The 21,128-nt window shown below is 65.8% G+C and carries 18 protein-coding genes; 8 read left to right on the top strand and 10 right to left on the bottom strand.

The features are described 5' to 3' along the window. Positions 1-362: 362 nt before the first annotated feature. Both XpruCFBP8353_RS01055 and XpruCFBP8353_RS01050 read right to left on the bottom strand, forming a co-directional pair. Positions 363-2,744, bottom strand: coding sequence for a TonB-dependent receptor (locus XpruCFBP8353_RS01055; RefSeq protein ID WP_101361543.1), 2,382 nt, complete (start codon positions 2,742-2,744; stop codon positions 363-365). Between the two features lie 393 nt (positions 2,745-3,137). Continuing rightward, positions 3,138-5,204: a TonB-dependent receptor gene (locus tag XpruCFBP8353_RS01050; protein WP_101361542.1), complete on the bottom strand. Its 2,067-nt coding sequence runs from the start codon at positions 5,202-5,204 to the stop codon at positions 3,138-3,140. Between the two features lie 163 nt (positions 5,205-5,367). Between XpruCFBP8353_RS01050 and XpruCFBP8353_RS01045 the strand changes: the two genes are divergently transcribed. Beyond that, a complete protein-coding gene (locus tag XpruCFBP8353_RS01045) occupies positions 5,368-5,784 on the top strand; it encodes a MerC domain-containing protein (protein WP_101361541.1) in 417 nt (138 codons plus the stop codon). A 298-nt stretch (positions 5,785-6,082) separates the two neighbouring features. Then, positions 6,083-6,265 (top strand): 30S ribosomal protein THX, encoded by a 183-nt coding sequence (locus XpruCFBP8353_RS01040; protein ID WP_008571876.1) that lies wholly within the window; start codon positions 6,083-6,085, stop codon positions 6,263-6,265. 290 nt (positions 6,266-6,555) lie between these two features. On the opposite strand, the gene XpruCFBP8353_RS01035 is transcribed toward XpruCFBP8353_RS01040, so the two are convergent. The 4 genes from XpruCFBP8353_RS01035 to XpruCFBP8353_RS01020 form a co-directional block, all read right to left on the bottom strand. Further along, a complete protein-coding gene (locus XpruCFBP8353_RS01035; RefSeq protein WP_101361540.1) occupies positions 6,556-7,896 on the bottom strand; it encodes a chloride channel protein in 1,341 nt (446 codons plus the stop codon). Positions 7,897-8,072: 176 nt separating this feature from the next. After that, a complete protein-coding gene (locus tag XpruCFBP8353_RS01030) occupies positions 8,073-9,368 on the bottom strand; it encodes an alkaline phosphatase family protein (RefSeq protein ID WP_101361539.1) in 1,296 nt (431 codons plus the stop codon). 36 nt (positions 9,369-9,404) lie between these two features. Further along, on the bottom strand, positions 9,405-9,950 hold the full coding sequence (locus XpruCFBP8353_RS01025) for a methylated-DNA--[protein]-cysteine S-methyltransferase (RefSeq protein ID WP_101361538.1): 546 nt from the start codon (positions 9,948-9,950) through the stop codon (positions 9,405-9,407). Then, positions 9,947-11,410 carry an AlkA N-terminal domain-containing protein gene (locus XpruCFBP8353_RS01020; RefSeq protein WP_101361537.1) on the bottom strand — a complete coding sequence of 488 codons (1,464 nt, stop codon included), beginning with the start codon at positions 11,408-11,410 and terminating at the stop codon, positions 9,947-9,949. Before XpruCFBP8353_RS01020 ends, XpruCFBP8353_RS01025 begins: the two co-directional genes overlap by 4 nt. A gap of 147 nt (positions 11,411-11,557) precedes the next feature. On the opposite strand from XpruCFBP8353_RS01020, the gene XpruCFBP8353_RS01015 reads away from it, so the two are divergent. The 4 genes from XpruCFBP8353_RS01015 (at position 11,558) to XpruCFBP8353_RS01000 (ending at position 14,512) form a co-directional block, all read left to right on the top strand. Beyond that, positions 11,558-12,817, top strand: a complete 1,260-nt coding sequence (locus tag XpruCFBP8353_RS01015; protein WP_101361536.1) for a COG3904 family protein — start codon at positions 11,558-11,560, stop codon at positions 12,815-12,817. Positions 12,818-12,893: 76 nt separating this feature from the next. Beyond that, positions 12,894-13,148 carry a hypothetical protein gene (locus XpruCFBP8353_RS01010; protein WP_101361535.1) on the top strand — a complete coding sequence of 85 codons (255 nt, stop codon included), beginning with the start codon at positions 12,894-12,896 and terminating at the stop codon, positions 13,146-13,148. A gap of 400 nt (positions 13,149-13,548) precedes the next feature. After that, the gene (locus XpruCFBP8353_RS01005) at positions 13,549-14,085 is read left to right on the top strand and encodes a DUF4019 domain-containing protein (RefSeq protein WP_101361534.1); all 537 of its coding nucleotides are present in this window, start codon (positions 13,549-13,551) and stop codon (positions 14,083-14,085) included. Between the two features lie 25 nt (positions 14,086-14,110). After that, positions 14,111-14,512 carry an MAPEG family protein gene (locus XpruCFBP8353_RS01000; RefSeq protein ID WP_101361533.1) on the top strand — a complete coding sequence of 134 codons (402 nt, stop codon included), beginning with the start codon at positions 14,111-14,113 and terminating at the stop codon, positions 14,510-14,512. A gap of 26 nt (positions 14,513-14,538) precedes the next feature. Here XpruCFBP8353_RS01000 and XpruCFBP8353_RS00995 read toward each other — a convergent pair whose 3' ends face one another. The 4 genes from XpruCFBP8353_RS00995 to XpruCFBP8353_RS00980 are packed head-to-tail and all read right to left on the bottom strand — an operon-like array spanning position 14,539 to position 16,312. Beyond that, complete coding sequence (locus tag XpruCFBP8353_RS00995; protein ID WP_101361532.1) at positions 14,539-14,859, bottom strand: hypothetical protein; 321 nt, start codon at positions 14,857-14,859, stop codon at positions 14,539-14,541. Continuing rightward, entirely contained in the window at positions 14,856-15,098 is a 243-nt protein-coding gene (locus tag XpruCFBP8353_RS00990; RefSeq protein ID WP_101361531.1) for an RNA-binding S4 domain-containing protein, read from the bottom strand. Before XpruCFBP8353_RS00990 ends, XpruCFBP8353_RS00995 begins: the two co-directional genes overlap by 4 nt. A gap of 36 nt (positions 15,099-15,134) precedes the next feature. Then, positions 15,135-15,782, bottom strand: coding sequence for a hypothetical protein (locus XpruCFBP8353_RS00985; RefSeq protein ID WP_101362415.1), 648 nt, complete (start codon positions 15,780-15,782; stop codon positions 15,135-15,137). Positions 15,783-15,811: 29 nt separating this feature from the next. Next, on the bottom strand, positions 15,812-16,312 hold the full coding sequence (locus tag XpruCFBP8353_RS00980; protein WP_101361530.1) for an RNA polymerase sigma factor: 501 nt from the start codon (positions 16,310-16,312) through the stop codon (positions 15,812-15,814). A gap of 171 nt (positions 16,313-16,483) precedes the next feature. Here XpruCFBP8353_RS00980 and XpruCFBP8353_RS00975 point away from each other — a divergent pair, with 171 nt between their 5' ends. Then, a complete protein-coding gene (locus XpruCFBP8353_RS00975) occupies positions 16,484-18,406 on the top strand; it encodes a DEAD/DEAH box helicase (RefSeq protein ID WP_101361529.1) in 1,923 nt (640 codons plus the stop codon). Positions 18,407-18,668: 262 nt separating this feature from the next. Further along, positions 18,669-21,074, top strand: a complete 2,406-nt coding sequence (locus tag XpruCFBP8353_RS00970; RefSeq protein WP_101361528.1) for a putative bifunctional diguanylate cyclase/phosphodiesterase — start codon at positions 18,669-18,671, stop codon at positions 21,072-21,074. Positions 21,075-21,128: the final 54 nt, after the last annotated feature.

Below are 21,128 nucleotides of genomic sequence, written 5' to 3'. Positions count from 1 at the left end.
ACGATGCCTGCGTGATACATTGCACAATTTGTGACGTGTTTGACCAGTTACGTCTTGCGCGCGAAGTTTTCTATCGAAAATTCTCTGCGAAATTCGGCAAGACAGGTCGTATCGATTGAAATAACCCATCACGATGCGCCGCGCGTCTTCGCATGTGGTCTTGCTTTCAGCCCGGGCGTCTGGCGATGTCCATCGCATGCCGCGCATGGGGAAGGCGCCTGCGCCGTTGTCAGGCAGCGTTCTGCAATGGCGGTCGCCAATCAGGGCATGCGCCGGCGCCGCGATGCGGTGAAACGGTGCGCGCTGTCCGCAAGGGTCCGCGCAGCAGTCTCCGCTGCTGCGCGGACCCTTGCGGCGCCGATCTACCAGCGGTACGCCACCGACATCTGGTACTGCCGCCCGGCAATCGGCCGGCCCATGAAGACACCCCCGGTGGCCACACCAGGCACGCGCACGTTGCCTTCGGTCAGCCCCAGCGTGTCGGTGACGTTGCTGCCGCTGGCGGTCACTTCCCAGTGTTCGCCCACATGCAGGTTGGCGCCGATATCCAGCATGTCGTACGAGGGCAGGCGCTGGCTGTTGGCCAGATCCGCAAAGCGCTCGCCGATGTACGAATAGGTGGCAAACACCTTGAGGTCGCCGAACGGTAGCATCCAGTAATAGCTGGGCGTGATGCGGAACTGGCGCTTGGGTTGGCGCATCACCTGGTTGCCGGTGAACTCGCGATAGTTGCGGTATTTCGCATCCAGCCACACCCCGGTACCAGCCAGTTCAAACCCGCCGAACGGCCGGATCGCACCTTCCACTTCCAGACCGCGTGCGCGCGAATCGCCCACCGCAGTGAAATTCTGGCCATTGGCCAGAAAAGCCTGGAACGGCGAGTTCTTGAAAGTGTTGTAGATCGCGGTGAGATACAGGTCGTACGCGCTGGTGCCGGACTTCAAGCCCAACTCGTATTGATCCACATCCTGCACGCGGTTCTGGCCATCGCGCAGATTGTCGAAACCGGGAAACTTCACTCCGGAGTTGACCCGTGCAAACAGGCTGTTGTTCTGATCGAGCGTGAAGTTCAAGCCGGCCGTCCACGAGAACGCTTCATCGTCTTGATCGATGCGCCGCGTGGTGGCCAGTGCCAGCGAAGTGGCGTTGTCGTACAGCGTGGCCGGGTTGCCATCCAGATCCACGGTGGCGGTGTCGTGCACATCGCCGGTGACGCTCTGGCGCTCGTAGCGCGCCCCCAGGTCCAGGCGCAGGCGCTGACTCAGCTCCCATTCGTCGGCGACGAAGGCGGCGATGTTTTCGCCGTTGTACTTGGCGCGCAGGTTGAGGAAGGCGGTGCTGGTAAAACCCTGGCGCGTGGGCTGGCGGCCATCGTCCAATGCCACATCGATGCGGCGCGCGTTGTTTTGCGCGGTGAGCAGCATGGTGTTGCCCAGGTACCAGGTGTCGGCAGAGGAATACTTGGCGTAATACGCGCCGACGGTCAGCGTGTTGCCGGCAAACAACGCGCGACTCAGACGCAGGTCGTTGGTGAATGAATTCAGGCGCTTGTCCACCGACCACCAGCCGGCTTCGAGCACCTGCTGGTTCGGATCCACCGCGCCGCCGCCGTTGGTGTAACTGGCGCTACCGCTGTTGCCGTAACCGGCAATGAAATCGCCTAGACGTTGCGGCGCATCGCCGGTGAACAGGGCGTAGGTCGGCGCGCTGCCGCTCATCACGTTGAAGCGGTCGGCCACGGTCCAGCCGCCGCGCTCCCAGTTCCATTCGCCGCCGAACACATCGATGTTGACGCCGCGCCCGTCGGCCAGATCGCGTCGTAGCGTCTGGCCATTCGGGCCGACCAGCAGATCCACGTTGCGGAAATCGCGTCCGAGCAGGGTGCCGGTTTGCGCGTTCAGGCCGGGAAAGCTGGAAAGATCGTTGCCGTTGTTGCGCGAGAGCAACGGAATCGGGGTGTAGAACGCGTTGTTATCGTCGGTGTGGCGCGCATAGAGCGACAGCTCGCCGCTGTCCCAGCGCTTGCTCAAGGTGGCGCTGAATTGACCGCCCTTGTCGGCGGAGAACTGCGGGTCGCGCACGCCATCGGTGTCGCGAAAGAATCCACCCACGCTGTAGTACCAGCCATTGCCCATCGGCCCGCTGTTGAACACATCGATGCGGCGCAATGCGTTGTTGCCACCGGTCAGGCGCACACTGCCTTCGGGTTCGTCCTGGCCTTTTTTCTGGATGAAATTGACGGTCAATCCGGGCTGGCCGTTGGAGAAGATGGGACTGGAGCCACCGCGCAGCACTTCCATGCGCTCGACCGTATCGTCGACGCGGAACAGCGTGGAATTTTCCAGGAACGACAAGGTCGGTGGTGGGAACAGCGGTGAGCCATCGAGTTGCATGGTGACGAACGGTGCATCGCCTTCAGAAGGCATGCCGCGCACGAAGATATTGGCGCCGGTCCCACCGCCGCTCGGCTCGGCCCAGACCCCGGGCACGATTTTGAGCAAGTCGGCAGTGCTCTGCGGGACCGCTTGTTGGATCTGTTCCGGGCTGGCCGTGGTGATCGAAAAACTGGCGTCGCGCTTGGCCAGGCCCTTGAAGCGCGCGGTACCGCTGACGATGACGGCATCCAGCGTGGTGGCGTCCTGATTGCCCGCTGCAGGCGTGACGGTCTGCGTGCGGCCGTCCGGTGCCAGCAGCACGGCAGCGACGGCGAGCGAGAGGGTGTAGCGGGGTGATGAAAAACGCATGCGCAAGGCTCCTTGTCTCAAGTGCAAGAACGCTGTCGAGCCATGCAGTGGGTGTGCATGCATCGGCAGCTAGTGCACGCGCGCGCCCGCGCTATCGCGTCGCTTGCGCCCCCTGTCAGCGCAGTGCTAATGAAGTTTTAACCCTAGATGCACCACAGCCTGTTGTGCGACGCAGCAGTTGCGGTCTGCACTTCTACGTGAACGGTGCGGCCGTGTTTGCCTGTGGTGTGGCGGCGATCACATCGTGTGCGCCGGGCTGACGCACACGGCGACGCATGCGGCTGCAGACCGCATGCAGCGGCGATGCTGCACACACTGCAACGTCCGCAACGCGCATAAAAAGGCCGCCCGAAGGCGGCCTCGCTTCCAGTCAGCGGAGGAGAGAGTCCGCTGTCAGAAGAACAAGCGCACGCCGAACGACGCGCTGCGGCCAGGAAGCATCACGTCATCCTTGAGGAAGGAGGTGTGCACGCGTGCGTCCTGATTGGTCAGGTTATTGCCGTCCAGGAACACTTCCCAGGCAGTGCTGCCGCGATCCACGTGATACGCCAGATGCGCATCGACGAAGGTATAGCCGTCTGTCGGGGTTTCGTTCACCGCCACCTTGTCCTGCGTCATGGTGCGGGTGGCGCCGAGCGAGGCGCGCCACTGCTCCGCATTCCAACGCAGCTGCGCGCCGAAACGTCCCGGTGCGATACGCGGTAGGTTGCCGCCATCCTTCAGGCGCGCACGCACGGTGTCGCCGAACACGCGCAGATCCCACGCGCCGGTGTCGTTGTCGGCCAGATGGAAGGTGGCCTCGCCCTCGAAACCGTGGAACACCGCATCGTTCTGCGTCCACTGGCGGATCGGCAGGAAGTCGTTGTCTTCTTCGTTGAACCATTGGCCGCCGGTATCGACGATGTAGACGAAGTCGTTGTAGCGGTTGTAGTACGCGGCGATCTTGGCATCCACCCATGCGTTCTGGAAGTTCAAGCCCAGTTCGGCCTGGTTGGCCTTTTCGGTCTTCAGATCCGCATCGCCGATCTCATAGGCGAGGGTGGCGATATGCGGGCCGTTGGCGAACAGCTCTTCCTCGGCCGGCGCGCGCTCGGCGTGGTCGAGATTTGCGGTCAGACGCCATTGCTCGTTGAAGCGGAAACCGCCGCTGGCCGAGAAGCTGGTCGGGGTGAAATCGCGGTCCACGCCGATGTCGGTGCGGTACTTGACCTTGTCCACGCGCGCGCCGACTTCCGCGCTGATGCGCTCCCAGTTGTTGCGCGCCACGGCGAATGCGCCGAGCGAGCGCGTATCGGTCTTGGGCACGAAGGATTCTTCGCCCACCGCCTGGAATGTTGTATCGCTGCCCTGCAGGCCGAACGCGGTCTGCCAACCGCCGCCGAAGGTGAACGATGCTTCCACGCGACCTTCGTTGGCGCGCTTGGTGAACACCGTGCCGACTTCTTCACCTTCGAACTCGGTGTGTGCGTAATCGGTGTGGCCGAAGCTGTAACGCAGCGCGCTGCCTTCGCCCCACGGATCGGTCAGCCCGCCCTTGAGGTCGTAGCGGTCCTGCTGCAGCTTCAACGACACGCCGCGCTCGCCGATGGACGGGTCACCTGGCTCGCCGGGGTTGCCGTAGTTGTCGCGGAAGCGCGATGCCGACAGGCCGACAAAACCCCAGTCGCCAGACAGCGACGCGCCGATCGAGCCCACCTTGGAATCGACCCAGCTGTTGAGCTGACGACCCTGCGGCGTGTCGTAGTCGTTCTGGTTGCGGTACACGCCATCGGCATGGATCGACAGCCCGCTGCCGTTGCCGGCATCGACGCGGAACATGTCGGTGTTGCCGTCCTTGTCGCCGCCGTCGAAGCGCACTTCGGCGCGGCCGCTGAAACCGTCCACCGGGGTTTCGGCGATGCGCCCGTCGACCACGTTGACCACGCCGCCGATCGCACCGGAGCCGTACAGCAGCGTGGACGGGCCCTTCAGCACTTCGATCTGGTTGGCCAGAAACGGCTCGATGGCCGGCGAATGGTCCTGGCTGACGGTGGACACGTCTTGTGTAGAGAGGCCATCGCGCAACACTGCCACGCGCGGACCGTCCAGGCCGCGGATGATCGGCCGGCCGACGCCGGGGCCGAAGTTGGAACTCTGCACGCCGGGCAGGCTTGCCACGGTTTCGCCCAGGCTCGAACTGCGCACCTCGTCCAGACGCTCGCCGGCCAGCACCTCGACCGGGCGGCTCAACTCGCCTGCCGCGTCGCGCAGCGGGCTGGCGGTGACCACGACCTTGTCCAGGTCCTTGATATGCCGGCCGCTGGAACGGCTGGCATCGTGGCGCGTGTCCGAGCTGGGCGGGGTCTGTCCGTCGGCAATGACAGGTACGTCCTCGGCCATGGCCAGGGCGGGGGTCAGCAGACTGGTCAGGGCCAGCGAGAGCGCGGAGCGGCGGAACGAGGGAGCGGAACGTGCAGGCATGGTGGGCAGGACTCTGTAGTTGTTACTGTGTATCAGTGGTAAGGCGCAGCTTGCCTGCTACGCCGGCGGCAATGACCTGCACCGCTGCGCGATGCAGTGATGCGGGGCTGGAACAGTAAGATGTTATATTATTCCACATCGCCGCGAGCACCTGTTGGACCTCATGCCCCTACCGACCCTTCGTCATCTTCTCGACCGCTTCGGCGCAACCGGGTCGCTGCTATGCGCCGTGCACTGCGCGGTATTGCCGCTGGTGCTGGCCCTGGCGCCTTCGCTGGGCCTGTCGTTCTGGCTGGGCGATGGGGTGGAACTGGCCATCGTGGTGTTCGTGACCCTGCTGGGCCTTTTCAGCCTGGTGCTCGGGTATCGCCGGCACAAAGCGCTGCACGCGCTGGCACTGCTGCTGCCGGGCCTGGTGCTGTTATGGGTGGGCCTGTTGTACGACCCGCTGCATCATTCGGTGGTGCCGCATGCGGTGGTGATGACGCTGGGCGGCGCCCTGGTCGGCATCGCGCACTTGGTCAATCTGCGCCTGAATCACGGGCACGGCCATGTCCACGACGCCAGCTGCGCGCACTAGGAATCTGGAGCAAGGCGGTTGCGTGGCCGCCGGGCCGACGCGGAAGGCGGGCGGAATGGACATCAGCCACTCGCACCTTCAGATTGCTCGGCGGCGTCCACGCTCACCCGATGGCGGCTCGCCACCGCGCGCACTGCGTCCCAGTCAGATAGCTCCGTGAGGCGGCCGGCGCTGCCCGGCTACGCTGGCCGGGACCGCCGTGGTAGGCTTGTCGGCCTTGCGCGAGGGCGCCGCCGGTGAAACCTCGCCAGACCCGTGCCAGCACGGGAATTTGTATTCACATTCAGGAGTTGACGAAATGGGTAAGGGTGACCGTAAAACCGCCAAGGGCAAGCGCTACAACGCCAGCTACGGCAATTCGCGTTCGCACGCGGTGAGCAAGGTTGTCGTGGGTGCAGCTGCCCCGGTTGCCAAGAAGGGCGTGGTCAAGGCCCCGGCCAAGAAGGCCGTCGCCAAGAAGACCGTCGCCAAAGCCGGCTGATCCCAGCCGCTTGGCGACACCAAAACGCGGCGCTTGCGCCGCGTTTTTTTATGTCTAGGCCCGATGTTGCCTGGACCGCACGGGCAAGACGTTGGGCAAGAAGGAGATGGCCTGGAAGGCCGCTTTTTCCTCACCGCCTTGGCAAGGGCAGAGCCTGGCTTGCATCGCGTTGCTGTCAGGCGCCGGGCGACAAACGTTGGTGCGCGCGGCCGATCAATGAACAACCCCGCATCGGATCGGCCCTGTCGCAGCGCCTGACGCTCAGCACTGCGGGCCGGCCATACCCATCATCAATGCGGCGGCGTGGCAGTCGTCGGCTTCGCCACGGCGCCAGGTGGCGACAGCAACTGCTCGGCCAGTCCGCGGTAGATCGGCGTCTTGCACACCAGCCCGGACACCGCCCGCGCAATCAGCACAGTGGCCAGGATCGGCAGCAGCATCTGGCCGGTGTCGGTGAGCTCCAGCGAGATGACCGCCGAGGTCAGCGGCGCCTGGGTTACGCCGGTGAGATAGGCGCACATGCCCAGCAGCACGAAGGTGCGCGGGTCCACGCTGGGCATCAGTACCGACAGGTTGTGGCCGATGCCGGCTCCCACTGCCAGCGCCGGTGAAAACAGACCGCCCGGGATGCCGGCCAAATACGACACCAGATTGGCGATGAGCTTCATCATGCCGAACTCGTGGCCGACGACCGCGTGGCCCTGCACCAGGCTGCGCGCCTGCTCGTAGCCGGTGCCGAAGGCGCCTTGCCCGAACACCACCGCAAGCCCGACCAGGGCGAGGCCGCACGACGCAGCCAGCAGCACCGGATGCCGTTGGCGCAGCGCGCCTAACCAACGCGGTTTACCGCTGACGCTAGCCAGCACCAACCGCGCAAATACCCCGCCCAGCAATCCGGCCACGCTGCCGCATAGCGCAATCGCCAGCCACGCCTGACCCAATGGCAAGGCCACTGCCACTTTGCCGAAATAGGTGTAGCTGCCCAGCAGGCCCAGCGACACCACGCCACCGACGATCACGGCGGTGAGCAAGGTGCCGGAGAAGCGGTGCTCGAAGCGACCGCTCAGTTCTTCGATCGCAAACACCACGCCTGCGAGCGGCGTATTGAACGCCGCTGCAATGCCTGCAGCGCCACCGGCGAGCAGAAAATGCGAAAGCTCGCGCGGTTCGCGAAAACCGAACCAGCGCCCGAACACATGCATCAGGCTGGCACCGACATGCACGGTGGGTCCTTCGCGCCCCACCGATGCGCCACCGAGCAGCGACAAGGTGGTTAGCGCGAGCTTGCCGACCGAGACACGCAACGAGAGGTTGCTGTCGCGAAACGCGGGGTCGGGGTGCTCCAGCGCGGCAATCACTTGCGGGATGCCGCTGCCGCGCGTTGGCCGCAGCGCACCGGAGGTGAGCCAGGCGAGCAAAGCAAAGATGCCCGGCGTCAGCAGCAATGCCCACCAGATCGAATGTGCGGTAATGCGCTGGAACAGGTGGAAGGCTGCGTCGCTGGCCTTGGCGAACACGATCGCCACCAGCGCCACCGCAATTGCGCCACCCCACAGAGCAGCGCGACGACGCCAGCCTTCGCTGGACAACAGTGGCCGCAAGCGACGCGGCGGGGGATTGGAACCAGACATTTGGCTATTGTCGCACTGCCTGGCGGTAGCCGTGTCTTCAAGGCTCGCATTCCTGTGCGGTTGCCAGGATTTGGTACCTGGGGACGCCATGGGGTGGCGTCTTCTTACGTCTACATTGCCGTTGACGCTGCACGCGCCTGCAAGTTCGTCAGCGCTACCGCAGATGCCTGACGCGTCTACAGCGGGCTGGCTGCCAGCGGCACGCGCAAGGCCGGCAGCAAGGTCGCCGGATTGCCGTCGTTGGGCGCGGCCGGGATGCCCAGCAGCCGGGTCATCAGCGCGTAGACATCCACGTTGTCGAAGCCCGGCAGTGTCTTGCCCCGCGCCAGGTCCGGACCTTGCGCCAGGAACACCGCGCGCATCGATGGCAACCCCGGATCGAAGCCATGCGAGCCCCGCGTGTCTTGCTGCGCGCGTTTGGCGAGCCTGTCCGGAAACAGCGCATCCCAGCCTTCCTGCATCTGGCACACGATCGGCGGAATCCGTGGGTGGCTGCCGTAATGCCAACGCGCTGGCAGTTCCGTCTTGCGCCAGCAATCGTAGTGCGTGTGCGTGCCAAGCACGCTGGCCTCGGCTGCGGCCTGCTGGCCGGGCATTGGCTCGAAACCGATCACCTGGCCGTCGGTGACAGCCGTGGCGATCTGCGGCGGCGCGATGTCTTCCACGCTGATCGCATGTCCCGGCGCAACCTCGGCCATGCCGTGATCGGAGACAACGATGATGTTGGTGCGCGCACGGGTACCGTCGCGCTGCATGCCTGCCAGTAGCTTGCCGATGGCCGCATCCACCGCGCGCACGGCGGATGCGTATTCGCGCGATTCCGGGCCATGGTCGTGGCCTGCTTCGTCCACCTGTTCGAAGTACAACGTGACCAGGCGGTTGCGTTGGGCACCGTCCGTTTTCAACCAGTTCCGCACCGCGTCCACGCGCGTGTCCAGGCTCACGCCTTCTTCGTAATGGCGCCATTGCGCTGGGCGCACGCCCTTGATCGCCGCTTCGCTTCCTGGCCACGACCAGGTCGCCGCATGCTGGCCCGATTTTTCTACGCCCACCCACACCGGTTCGCCGCCCCACCAACGCGCATCGCCCACCGCATCGGGTTTGCTCAACCAGAAACTCCCCAGTGCCGGATCGCGCATGCTGTTGTGCACGATGCCGTGGTGATCCGGGCGCAGCCCGGTGACCACGGTGTAGTGATTGGGAAACGTCAGCGACGGATACGACGGCGTCATCCAGCGCGCACGCACGCCTGCGCGTGCCAGTTGCGACAGGTTAGGCGTGATGCCGCGATCGAGCATGTCGGCGCGCAGGCCGTCGATGGAGATCAACAACAAGGTATGCGGCGCGCTGGCGGATGCGGTGTTCGCCGCTGCAGCTGGCACGCGGGGCGCGCTGCGCGAGGATGGTTGGCTGCTACAAGCCGCAAGCAGGGAAAACGCCGCTACGGCAACTACAAAACGTCGGTCGATCATTGCGTTAGTTTACGTGGCAGCGATGGCGCCGCGAAGTCAGCCAGTGCGTAGTGCGGATGCAGGTGCGAACAGATCGTCGGCGCGCGCGGCGCGACGCGGCGACCAGCCTTCCAGCTGCAACAACGCCTGCTTGGTCGGCAGCCCGCCGCCGAAGCCGGTCAACGCGCCATTGGCGCCGATCACACGATGGCAGGGCAGCACGATCGGCAGCGGATTGCGTCCGTTAGCGGCACCCACTGCGCGGCTCGCGGCCGGCTTGCCGACCGCCTGCGCAAGTTGCGCATAGCTCCAGGTCTGCCCGAACGGAATCTGCGCCAACGTGCGCCAGACCGTCAGCTGAAACGGCGTGCCGGTCGGCGCCAGCGGCAGATCGAAACTGCGTCGCCCGCCATGCAGGTAATCGAGCAGTTGTTCGCGTGCTTCGCGCACCAGCGGCGCATCGGGGGCGTGCAGCCAGCGCGCGCGGCCGACGGCGTCGTAGCGGTTCTGCGCGAACAGGATGTGGTGTACGCCGCTGTCGTCGGCGGCCACGCTGAGTGCGCCGATCGGCGAGGGGAAGGTGTCGTAGTGCAGTGTGCTCATGCGCGGGTGTCCTTACGGTCGTTGGCCAGATGCCACAGGTGCAGCACGGCGTAGGCGCGCCACGGTCGCCACGCCTGCGAACGGGCATCGGTCGCGCGTTCGCTCAGACGCTCGGGGGCGCCGAGCACCTGCTGTAGGATCAAATCGCCAGCCGGAAACGCATCTGGATGCGACAACGCGCGCATGGCGACGTAATGCGCGGTCCACGGGCCGATCCCGGGTAGCGTGGTGCAGGCGGTGATGAAGTCGGGCAGGCGCTGCCCCGCACCGAAATGCAGCTGACCTTGCGCGCAGGCAGATGCCAGCGCACGTAGCGTCGCTGCACGGGCACGCGGTAGCCCAATCTGTTCCAGCGGCGCCTCGGCCAGTTGTTCGGGCGTAGGAAAGCTGCGATCCAGTCCGGGCGGCATGTCGGCATGATGGCCGCCGTGACGGTCGACCAGTCGCGCCGCCAGTGTCGCTGCGCCAGCCACGCTGATCTGTTGACCCAGCACCGCACGCACCGCCACTTCGAAGCCGTCCCAACCCCCCGGCACGCGCAGACCTGGCCGACGCGCGATTGCTTCGGCCAGCAGCGGTTCGGGCGCAAGCGTCGCGTGTACGGCGTGCAGGTCCGCATCCAGATCGAACAGCCGGCGCACGCGCCGCACGATCTGCGGAATCTGGCGCGGGTCGGTGGTGCCGATGCGCAGCAGCAGTTCCGCACGCTGCGGTGCCGCGCTGACTTCGATCACGCTGGCCTTGCCCGGCGGGCCGATCACGCGACGATAGCCGTCCGCATCGACCTGCTCGATCCCCGCAATCGCGCGGCGCTGCAAAAATGCCAGCATCGCCGGCAGATCCAGCGGCGGGCGATAACCCAGCCGCAGAGTCAGCGCGCCCCCAGGGACCTCGGTACGCTGCTTGCGCAGTGCCGACGGCGGCATGCCGCAGCCGTCCAGAAACGCAGCATTGAACCGCCGCAAGCTGTTGAAGCCGGCGGCGAGTGCGACCTCGGTGACTGGAAGGACGGTTTCGGTCAGCAGCTGCTTGGCCAGCAGCAAGCGATGCGTGCCGTGCACCTGGATCGGCGTAGCACCCAACTGCTGCACGAATTGCCGCTGCAGTTGGCGCGCACTCAAGCCCACCGCAGCGGCCAGCGTCTGCACCGGCTGCTCCTGCAGCGCGCCGTCGGCAATCATCGCCAGTGCGCGCTGCACACTTTCTTCGCCCAGATGCTGCTGCGCCTGCGGCGACAGCTCCGGCCGGCAGCGCAGACACGGTCGGTAGCCGGCCGCGCTGGCTGCCGCGGCCGTGGGGTAATAACTGACATTGGCCGGCTTCGGCGGCGGCGCCGGACACACCGGACGGCAATAGATTCCGGTGCTGCGCACGGCGGTGAAAAACAGCCCGTCGAAGCGTGCATCGCGCGCCAGGCGGGCGCGGTCGCATTGGGTTCGGTCGGGCGTTGCGGTCTGCATGGCGCCAGTCTAAGCGCTCCACACAGCACTGACTGGCCGTTTTCGGACAGGGTTGCGGCGGGCCAGCGCGTTCATGGCTGGGTCAACCCACCGGGCCATTCAGCCATAGACTGCGATTGATCTCCGCCGCGGTCCGTGCCCTGCATCATGTTGAAATCGGTTGGTCTGTCACTTGCCTGTTTGCTCCTGCTGGCTGCCTGCGATCGTTCGGCGACCTCTGCCGATGCAGCGGTTGCGCAGCAGAATGGTGCAGGGCAGGCGGGCGATGGCGACCATATGGTGTCGGTAGATACGCCCGACCCGATACCGCCGCCGCGCCCGCGTGCGCAGGCCGGAGAGGCGGGGTGGCCACAGGCGGCGCTGGAATCGGGCCAGGCCTGGATCAGCTGTGCGACCGATTACAGCCGCGAGGCCGGCGACGGGACGCTGCTGCCGGCACTGGACCGGGCCAGCGTGGAAGCGGCGCTGGCGCCATGTCGCGAGACCGGGCTGGTGCGGGTGCGTTACGTCGGCAAGATCAACGCCGGATTTGCGGCGCTAGTGTGGCGGCTTGCCTCGGTGGCCGAGCAGTGGCAGCTGCCGCATCGCATCCTGGATCTGGATTCGAGCGGTGGGCAGGTGGAGGCGGCGATCCGCGCCGGCGACACCATTGGCGAATCCAACTGGACCATCTGGGTGCGCGAAGGCTCGATCTGCCATAGCGCCTGTGTGTTCGTGCTGGCAGCGGGCGACAACCGGCTGGTCGCCGGCAAGGTCGGCATTCACCGCATGATGCGGATCAGCTCCAAGGCCACCTCGCGCGCCGAGCTCAATCGTGAACTGCGCGAGGTCTATGGCAACGTCAAGGATTATCTGGAGCGCAACGGCGTCGCAGTGGCGGTGGCCGATCTGATGATGACCGTGCCCAACCGCAGCCTGCGCCTGCTGACGATGGAGGAGTTGCGCGAATACGGCCTGGATGGCACCAATGCTGTGCAGGACGATCTGGAACGCATCCGCCAGATGCGCAAGTGTGGCGATGCCTTCGTGCGGCGCAAGGACGCGTTTCTGGTGGCCTTCGATCAGAAGTGCAAGGGCGAGGGTGCGGACCTGGATGCGGTCAATACCTGCGGGTTGGCGTTGAAACAGCGTTTCGGCTTTCCGGATGTGGCCTGCCCGGAAGAAAGCCCGCTGGCCGAAACCGATGCGGCTGCCCTGCCACCGGGCAGCCCGACGGTCGAGACGCAGACCGGTGAGGCGGCGAATGGCCAGGCGCAAACCGGCCAGGCGCCGACCAGCCAGGCCCAGACCAGCCAGGCCCAGCATGGTGCCGCAGGCGCCGGTGCGCCAACGACCGAGCCAGACGCCGCGCCAGCGCAGGATGCCGCCCAGGCCGACCCGCAGTCGGCGACGCACCCCGAAGGCTGAATGCAGTGACGGGCTTCACGCGTATCGCACTGCGCGCTGCCTATCGTCGCTGCATCACAACCGAGCCGGGGGGCGTATGCGAGGCAAGACCAAGGGTGTGTTACTGGCATATCTCCCGTCGGCGCTGTTGGTGCTGGTCGGCTTCGGGGTGGCCGAGTTGCTGCGTCTGGCCGCTGCCGCCATGCACGAACAATGGCCGGCGACAGTGGCGACTTGGCTGAGTCTGGTGGCGCTGATTGCCGCGATTGCGCGGGCCTTCTGGGTCAGTTGGCGGCTGTGGCGGCCGCGTGGCGTGGCGGCCGTGCCACCGGCTCCTGGTGGCGAGGTCTAAGGTCAATCAGGACGTGGCTATGTGGTTGACCACGGCAGCGTGGCCTTGCCCGGGAGTCGCGCGTGGCACGTCCACGACAGTGCCGGGTGCGCGTCCGCATCCAGTCGACGCTGCTGTCCGCAGCCTATGGGCGACTCCACACAAAGGACGACGCGCCGCTGCCAGACCTGATGACCTCCAGTACGTGCCGCTGTCGCCACGGTTCCATGGTCGCCGCTTGCACTGTCGATGCGCACATGTTCATACGCGCCTGCTCACCGCTCGCCATGTTTTGCCTTGCGCGCCATCCCGCACTGCACTGCACTCGGGACTTGTGTTGCGCGGGGCGCACCCTAGACTGCGCTACGCAAGGTGTGCGGTGCTTCTCCTTTCCACCCGATCCATACAAGGTCCTCGTCCCATGCTTCGTTCTCGTCTGGTGATCGCGTTGGCACTGGCTCCAGCGCTGGCGTTCGCTCAACAACCGCAGGCCGCCAGTCGCGCCGCCAGCCCGGCTGCGGCGCAGTCGGCACCTGCAGCGCCGGCAGGCCAGCCGGCACTCAGCGCTGCGCAGCAAGCGCAACTGACCAAGCAGAACACCGAAATGACCCAGGCGGCCCTGCGCGTGACGCAGATGGTGGACGGCAATCAGGTCGCTTCCTTGTGGGATGGCGCGTCCAAAGTGGCCAAGACCGCCGTCAAGCGCGATGTCTTCGTCAGCCAGATCGGTACCGAACGCGCGCGACTGGGTGCGGTGGTCGGGCGCGGGCAGGGCTCGGTGACGCGGGTCAAGTACGGCCCCGGCGCGCAGGTGCCCGAGGGCTTGTATGTCAACGTCAGCTTCCCGACCCGCTTCGCCAAGGCGCAGCAGCCGGTCCGCGAGCTGGTGTCGTTCCGTCTGGACGAAGACAAGACCTGGCGTCTGGCCGGTTACAGCCTGCGCACGGCGGTGAAGTGATGTTTCCATCGGCCGGGAGAAACGTATGCAACTGACGATCGAACTGCAGATGCTGGGCTGGGCGACGGTGCTCGGATTGGTGCAATTGCTGGCTGCCTCGGCCAGCATGACCGCCCAACGCGGCACCAAGTGGAATGCCAGCGCACGTGATGGGGAGGCCAAGCCGCTCACCGGCGTGGCCGCACGGCTGGACCGTGCGTTCCGCAACTACCTGGAAACCTTTCCGATCTTCGCGGCTGCCGTGCTGGCGGTGAGCGTCGCCGGGCGCACCAGTGCGGAAACAGCACTCGCCGTGCAGCTCTACCTGTGGGCGCGCGTGGCCTATGTGCCGGTGTATGCCGCGGGGATCCCGTACCTGCGTAGCGCCATCTGGGTGGTGTCGTTCTGGGGCATCGTCAAACTGGTGCGCGCACTGCTAGGCGTCTGAGGCAGCATCGCCGGCAGGGGCGAGGCTCAACCTGGCCCTTGCGCCCGCGCCAAGATCGTGTCGATTGCTGCCTGCGTATCGTTGGTACGCAGGGCTTCTTCCAGGAGCGGAATCACCCACGCGCAACCGGCCTTGGTCACATCCGCACGCCAGTCGCCTGGCCAGGCGTCCAGTTCATGCAAGGCCAGCATGGTGCAGCCGCCTCGCTCTGCATGGCCGCCGCGGATGGATTGCTCCAGCCAGAACGGCTTGTCCGAATCGACGGCAATCGAAAAAACAGAGACGTCGTGCGTTGGATCGTTGGCCGAAGGTGCGTTGTTGCGTTGACTGATCTCCACCACCTTCATGCGTCGGACTCGGCATCCGGATCCAGTGCCAGCACGCGAATTTCCACATCGTCCAGCTGCACCAGCTGACCAGGACGGATCTTGGCGGTCTTGCGTAGCTCCTGCACGCCGTCGACGCTGACCGCGCCGCTGGCCACAATCGCCTTGCCCTGGCCGCCGCTGTCGGCAATGCCGGCCAGCTTGAGCAACTGGTTGAGTTCGATGTAGTCGCCGTCCAGGTCGAATTCCAGGTATTGCATGGTGTGCTCGGTCGCGGGGAGGCGGCGATTATCCGCCTACTCGCGCTGGAAACGCGCGATCTGTTCGAGCAGGGTTTCGGTGCGGGCGACGCTGCGGCCGGCATGCGCGGCGTCGAGGCGTTCCAGCCAGGGGTGGCCGCTGCGCTGCAGCCGCCGATAGCCCAACCAGGTGCCGAGGCCGCCGAGCACGCCGACCAACACGTTGCACAGCAGCCAGGCGTTCGGCAGAGACAGGCCGGTGAGGGCGCGCCACGCCGCGTCTGCCGCCGCAACCCACAGCACCCAGAACGCGACGCCCAGCCACGGCGCCACGCGTGTGCGCCAGCCCCGCAACTGTGCGAGCGCGCGCTGCGTCTGTAGCAGGGGTCTGGCGAAATCCAGTTGCGACAACAGCCATAGTTGACGGACCGCCGAGGCTGCCAGCGCAACGCACCACACGTGCAGCAGCACCCCGCCGATCACGGCGGCCGCCTGATCGGCAAACGGGAGCCAGCTGTGGGCGATGACGCCGTTCAGTGCGATGGCGCACAGCAATTGCGCCGATTGGCTCAGCCACAACGGTCGCAGTTGCCCACGTGCTGCGTGGCTGCGCATGTCACCCAGCAGCTGGCTGGTGAGCGCGCTCTGTTGGTCCAGCCGTTGTTCCAGCGACCGCCAGGCGAGGGCGATGTCATCCAGTTCCATGTCTTGCTCCGGTTGCGGATCGGTGGGGGTCAAAGTTCGGCGCGAATGCGGGTTTTCAGGCGGCTGAGTTTCGTGGCGACGTTGGTTTCGCTGATGCCGAGTACCTCGCCGATCTCGCGGTAGCTGTGCTCGTCCAGATAGAGCAGCAACAGGGCGCGTTCCAGCGGCGGTTGTTGCGCGATGAAGGCGTATAGCGCGGCGACCTGCTGCTCGCGCATCGGGTCGTGGGCCAGTGGATCGGCGATGCGCTCGACCACCGCGTCGAGCGCGATTGGTTCGCCGGGCGTGCGGCGGCGGCCGCGCAAGTCGCTGATCGCCACGTTCAAGGCGATGCGGTACATCCAGGTGGAAAACCGCCGGCGCGGGTCGTAACGGGGAAATGCCCGCCACAGGTGCGTGGCGATTTCCTGCGCCAGTTCGTCGCGGTCGTCGCGGTCGTGGCAATAGCTGGCCGCCACCTTCAGCACGATGCCGCGGTGTTGCAGCAGCAGGGCGCTGAAGCGGGCTTGCAGGTCTGTGTCCAGGGGCATGGCTCCAGTCGGGAGGGTGAGCGGGTTTGCACGCCAGGATGATTCGCACGAACGCGCAATTCCTCACAACCTGAATGGACTGTCATGAACATTTCGACATCAGGGGGGCTGAACAGGCACACTATGCTGCTTTGCGCCTGCCGGCTCCGTGCGGCGCCTCCGGAGTTACCCATGACCCAAGAATCTTCCGCGCCGCTGCTGTTTGCAGACCTCGGCCTCTCGGACGCTGTGATGAAAGCCGTTGCCGCTGTCGGCTACGAGTCGCCGTCGCCGATCCAGGCTGCCACCATCCCCGCGCTGCTGTCCGGCCGCGACGTCCTCGGCCAGGCGCAGACCGGTACCGGCAAGACCGCCGCGTTCGCGCTGCCGGTGCTGTCCAACGCCGACCTGAACCAGCTCAAGCCGCAGGCGCTGGTGCTGGCGCCGACCCGCGAGCTGGCCATCCAGGTCGCCGAGGCCTTCCAGAAATATGCCGAAGCCATTCCCGGCTTCCGCGTGCTGCCCGTGTACGGCGGCCAGCCCTATGCCCAGCAGCTGAGCGCGCTCAAGCGCGGCGTGCATGTGGTGGTCGGTACCCCGGGCCGGGTGATCGATCACCTGGATCGCGGCACGCTGGACCTGTCCCAGCTCAAGACGCTGGTGCTGGACGAAGCCGACGAAATGCTGCGCATGGGCTTTATCGACGATGTCGAAGCCGTGCTCAAGAAACTGCCGGAAAAGCGCCAGGTGGCCTTGTTCTCGGCGACCATGCCGCCGGCCATCCGCCGCATCGCGCAGACCTATCTGAAGGATCCGGCCGAAGTCACCATCGCGGCCAAGACCACCACCTCGGCCAATATCCGCCAGCGCTACTGGTGGGTGAGCGGCCTGCACAAGCTGGACGCACTGACCCGCATTCTCGAGGTCGAGCCGTTCGACGGCATGATCATCTTCGCGCGCACCAAGGCGGCCACCGAAGAGCTGGCGCAGAAGCTGCAGGCACGCGGCATGGCCGCGGCGGCCATCAACGGCGACATGCAGCAGGCCGCCCGCGAGAAGACCATCGCCCAGCTCAAGGACGGCAAGCTCGACATCCTGGTCGCCACCGACGTGGCCGCGCGCGGCCTGGACGTGGAGCGCGTCAGCCATGTGCTCAATTACGACATCCCGTACGACACCGAAAGCTATGTGCACCGCATCGGCCGTACCGGTCGTGCCGGCCGCAATGGCGATGCGATCCTGTTCGTCACCCCGCGCGAGAAGGGCATGCTGCGCTCGATCGAGCGCGCCACCCGCCAGCCGATCGAAGAAATGCAGCTGCCGAGCGTGGATGCGGTCAACGACACCCGCGTGGCGCGTTTCATGACCCGCATCACCGAGACCCTGGCCGGCGGCCAGATCGAGATGTACCGCGATCTGCTGCAGCGCTATGAGGCCGAAAACAACGTGCCGGCGATCGATATCGCCGCCGCCATGGCCAAGTTGCTGCAAGGCGATGCGCCGTTCCTGCTGACCCCGCCGGTGCGTGGTGCACGCGAGGAATTCGCCCCGCGCGAGCGCAGCGAGCGTGCCGACCGCGGTGATCGCAATGATCGTGGTGACCGTCCGCGTTTCGAGCCCAAGTTCGAGCGTGGCCCGCGTGCCGACGGCGAGCGCGCTGCGCGTCCGCCGCGTGGCGACGATGCCGGTGGCGAGCGTCCGCGTCGCGATCCGGTTGCCCCGCGCGGCGAGCCGGAGTTCGGCATGGAGAGCTACCGCATCGAAGTGGGCCACAGCCATGGCGTGAAGCCGGCCAACATCGTCGGTGCGATCGCTAATGAAGCCGGGCTGGAAAGCCGCTATATCGGCCGTATCGATATCCAGGACGATTATTCGATCCTGGATCTGCCGGCCGACATGCCGCGCGAACTGCTCACCCACCTGAAGAAAGTCTGGGTATCCGGTCAGCAACTGAACATGCGCAAGCTGGAAGAGGGCGAGGCAGCCGCGTCGCCGTCCAAGCCGCGCTTCCCGCGTGGCGGCAAGCCGTCCGGTCGTCCGAACGGCCCAGGCCGTCCGATGGACCGCGCGGGCGCACCACACCGTAAGGGCCCGCCCAAGCCGCGCGGCGAGTAAGCATGGCCGACACCGCCTGCCGGGCCACCCGCAGGCGGCGTGATTGCCTAGTATTGCTATGCGTAAATGAGCATAGCGAGCCACTGAGGCGTTCCGGCGCCTCACTGCGCCGGCGATCAGGCTGACCTAGTCAGCGCCGCTAACCCGAGGTGCATCAGGCTGAGCGGGTATTGCCATACAGACTGAGCCGTTGCGGCCGTTACTGCCTACAGGCGCCCGCTGGGCGCCTGAGTCGCACTGGGGCGGCGAAGGACGGACGGCGATGGCGCAGGCAGCACGCGGCAAGGGCGGTGGACAGACCATGCACCTGGTGCGTGGCTGGCTGACGCTTCCTCTGGCGCTCTTGATCGGAATTGCCGTCTGCATGGCGGTGGTCTCGGCGCTGGTGATCGAAATCCAATCCGGCGCCACCGCCTGGATCGTGGGCCAAAGCCATTGGTCTAACGCCCAGCAGGAATCGGTGTACTGGATGGAGCGCTACCTGGGCAGCGGCGATACAGCCGATCTGCAGGCCGCGTGCCGCGCGCTGGAAGTACCGCTGGGCGACCGTGCGGCGCGCGTGGCGATCGAACAACCGGTCATCGATTGGGGCGCGGTCTACGCCGGTCTTGGCGCTGGCCGCAATGCCCGTGAAGACATGCCGCAAATGGTGCGGCTGTATCGCTATGGGCGCCAGTTTCCGTATCTCGGCGACGCCATTGCGCTGTGGAAGCGCACCGATGGCGGCATCCTGCAACTGAGCGCCTTGGCCGACCGTGCCGCCTCGGTGCAGGCCGCCACCCGGCCCGATCCGCGCGCGCTGCAGGCACTGCGCGATGAGCTGCATCTGCTGGACGGCCGCATGCGCCGCGATGCGTCCGAATTCCTGGGCTACCTGACCCGCTGCGCGCGGCTGCTGCACGATGTGATGGTGGCCTGCAGCCTGGCCACCTTGCTGCTGGTGCTGATCACCTGCGTGCTGGCGATGCGGCGTATCCGCGATTACCTGCTGTCGCACGAAGGCCGCTTCCGCACCGCGTTCCAGCAGGCGGCGCTGGGCATGGTCAAGTTCGATCTGCGTGGCAATGTGCTCGATGCGAACGCATCGATGGCCAACGTCCTGCTCTACCGGCCGGAAGAGCTGCAGGCCTGTACGCTGGCCGAGGTGATGCATCCGGAAGACATCAAGCTGGACAGCCGCGGCATGCTGGATTGGCCCAAGCTGCTGCAGTCCGGCGAGCTGCGTTTTTTGCGTGCCGACGGCGGGGTGATGTGGGGCCGCTGGAGCGCCTCGCTGGTGGAGCCGGGTCCCGAAGAGCCGACGCTGGTGCTGGCGGTAATCGAAGATGTGTCGCACGCGCACGAGCTGGCCGACGAAGTGGCCTTCCATGCACGCCACGATGCGCTCACGGGGCTGATCAATCGGCATGAAATCGAACGCCGGCTGGAGCGCCTGATCGAACTGCCGCGATCGCCGCAGATGTGTCACGCGCTGTGCTTTGTCGACCTGGATCATTTCAAGCTGGTCAACGACACCTTCGGGCATGCAGTCGGCGACAAGTTCCTGTGCCACTTTGCCGATGTGATCACCATGCAGTTGCGTCCCGGCGACTGGCTGGGACGTTTGGGCGGCGATGAATTCGCCATCCTGTTGGCCAATACCGACTTGCTGCAGGCGCGCGCCTTACTGGAACGCATGCATGGCGTGCTCGGGCAACCGTGGAGCCATCAGGGCGGGCGACCGCTGACGCCGAGTTGCAGTTTTGGCGTTGTGGAGATTGGTCAGGGCGTCAGCGACGTCAATACCTTGATGACCGCCGCCGATCTGGCCTGTCATGCGGCCAAGGAAGAAGGGCGCAACCGCATTCGCTGCTTCAATGAAAACGATCTGGCGCTGGCACAGCGCCGCCACGACGGCGGCTGGATCAGTGCGGTGCAACAGGCGATCGCCGAAGAACGCCTGCTGTTGTACGCGCAGAAAATCCAGGTGTTGAGCGACCCGGGGCGGTTGCAGTACGAGGTGCTGGTGCGCATGCGCGCCAGCGACGGACGGGTGCTGAGCCCGGGCGAATTCCTGCCGGCAGTGGAGCGTTACGGCTTGGGGCGCATGGTCGATACCTATGTGCTGGAATCGTTGTGCGCGCAGTTGTCGGCCAACCCGATGCATCTGGCGATGCTTGAGCTGTGCCATGTCAATTTGTCTGCGCAATCGATCGCGCAACCGGATTTTCTCGACATCGTCTGTGCCTTGTTCGAACGCTACCCGGCGCTGGTGCCGAAGCTATGCATGGAGATCACCGAGACCGCGGTCATTGGCGACCTGGAACATGCGCAGCGTTTCGTGCAGAGCGTGCGTGCGCGTGGCTGCCACGTGGCGCTGGACGATTTCGGCAGCGGCATGGCCTCGTTCGGCTATCTCAAGCAATTCACCGTAGACGTGCTGAAGATCGATTGCGGCTTCGTCCGCAACTACGCGCACGATGCGGTGGATCGTGCGGCGGTGCACTCGATCGCCCAGGTCGGGCTGGCGCTGGGCATTGAAGTGGTGGCCGAAGGTGTGGAATCGGAGGCCGACATTCCCGGGCTGCGCGAAGCCGGTGTGGGCCAGGTGCAGGGCTTCAGCCTGCATCGTCCATGCCCGCTGGAAGAGCTGCTGCACACGCCGCAGCTGGTGGCCGTGTCTGGATAAGGGCGGCCGATCATACGGCTGCACTCGGCATCGGACGGGCGCTGCGTGTACGCG

It is taken from the genome of Xanthomonas prunicola (assembly GCF_002846205.1).
Taxonomy (GTDB): domain Bacteria; phylum Pseudomonadota; class Gammaproteobacteria; order Xanthomonadales; family Xanthomonadaceae; genus Xanthomonas; species Xanthomonas prunicola.
Note: the sequence above shows the minus strand (reverse complement) of the source record. Positions and strands in the feature narration are given on the sequence as shown.

Coding starts and splice junctions, on each gene's coding strand:
- XpruCFBP8353_RS01040 (WP_008571876.1), top strand. CDS start 6,083: ATGGGTAAGGGTGACCGTAAAACCGCCAAGGGCAAGCGCTACAACGCC.
- XpruCFBP8353_RS01020 (WP_101361537.1), bottom strand. CDS start 11,410: ATGCAGACCGCAACGCCCGACCGAACCCAATGCGACCGCGCCCGCCTG.
- XpruCFBP8353_RS01050 (WP_101361542.1), bottom strand. CDS start 5,204: ATGCCTGCACGTTCCGCTCCCTCGTTCCGCCGCTCCGCGCTCTCGCTG.
- XpruCFBP8353_RS00985 (WP_101362415.1), bottom strand. CDS start 15,782: ATGGAACTGGATGACATCGCCCTCGCCTGGCGGTCGCTGGAACAACGG.
- XpruCFBP8353_RS01005 (WP_101361534.1), top strand. CDS start 13,549: ATGCTTCGTTCTCGTCTGGTGATCGCGTTGGCACTGGCTCCAGCGCTG.
- XpruCFBP8353_RS01010 (WP_101361535.1), top strand. CDS start 12,894: ATGCGAGGCAAGACCAAGGGTGTGTTACTGGCATATCTCCCGTCGGCG.
- XpruCFBP8353_RS01015 (WP_101361536.1), top strand. CDS start 11,558: ATGTTGAAATCGGTTGGTCTGTCACTTGCCTGTTTGCTCCTGCTGGCT.
- XpruCFBP8353_RS00975 (WP_101361529.1), top strand. CDS start 16,484: ATGACCCAAGAATCTTCCGCGCCGCTGCTGTTTGCAGACCTCGGCCTC.
- XpruCFBP8353_RS01035 (WP_101361540.1), bottom strand. CDS start 7,896: ATGTCTGGTTCCAATCCCCCGCCGCGTCGCTTGCGGCCACTGTTGTCC.
- XpruCFBP8353_RS00995 (WP_101361532.1), bottom strand. CDS start 14,859: ATGAAGGTGGTGGAGATCAGTCAACGCAACAACGCACCTTCGGCCAAC.
- XpruCFBP8353_RS00970 (WP_101361528.1), top strand. CDS start 18,669: ATGGCGCAGGCAGCACGCGGCAAGGGCGGTGGACAGACCATGCACCTG.
- XpruCFBP8353_RS01025 (WP_101361538.1), bottom strand. CDS start 9,950: ATGAGCACACTGCACTACGACACCTTCCCCTCGCCGATCGGCGCACTC.
- XpruCFBP8353_RS00980 (WP_101361530.1), bottom strand. CDS start 16,312: ATGCCCCTGGACACAGACCTGCAAGCCCGCTTCAGCGCCCTGCTGCTG.
- XpruCFBP8353_RS01045 (WP_101361541.1), top strand. CDS start 5,368: ATGCCCCTACCGACCCTTCGTCATCTTCTCGACCGCTTCGGCGCAACC.
- XpruCFBP8353_RS01000 (WP_101361533.1), top strand. CDS start 14,111: ATGCAACTGACGATCGAACTGCAGATGCTGGGCTGGGCGACGGTGCTC.
- XpruCFBP8353_RS00990 (WP_101361531.1), bottom strand. CDS start 15,098: ATGCAATACCTGGAATTCGACCTGGACGGCGACTACATCGAACTCAAC.
- XpruCFBP8353_RS01055 (WP_101361543.1), bottom strand. CDS start 2,744: ATGCGTTTTTCATCACCCCGCTACACCCTCTCGCTCGCCGTCGCTGCC.
- XpruCFBP8353_RS01030 (WP_101361539.1), bottom strand. CDS start 9,368: ATGATCGACCGACGTTTTGTAGTTGCCGTAGCGGCGTTTTCCCTGCTT.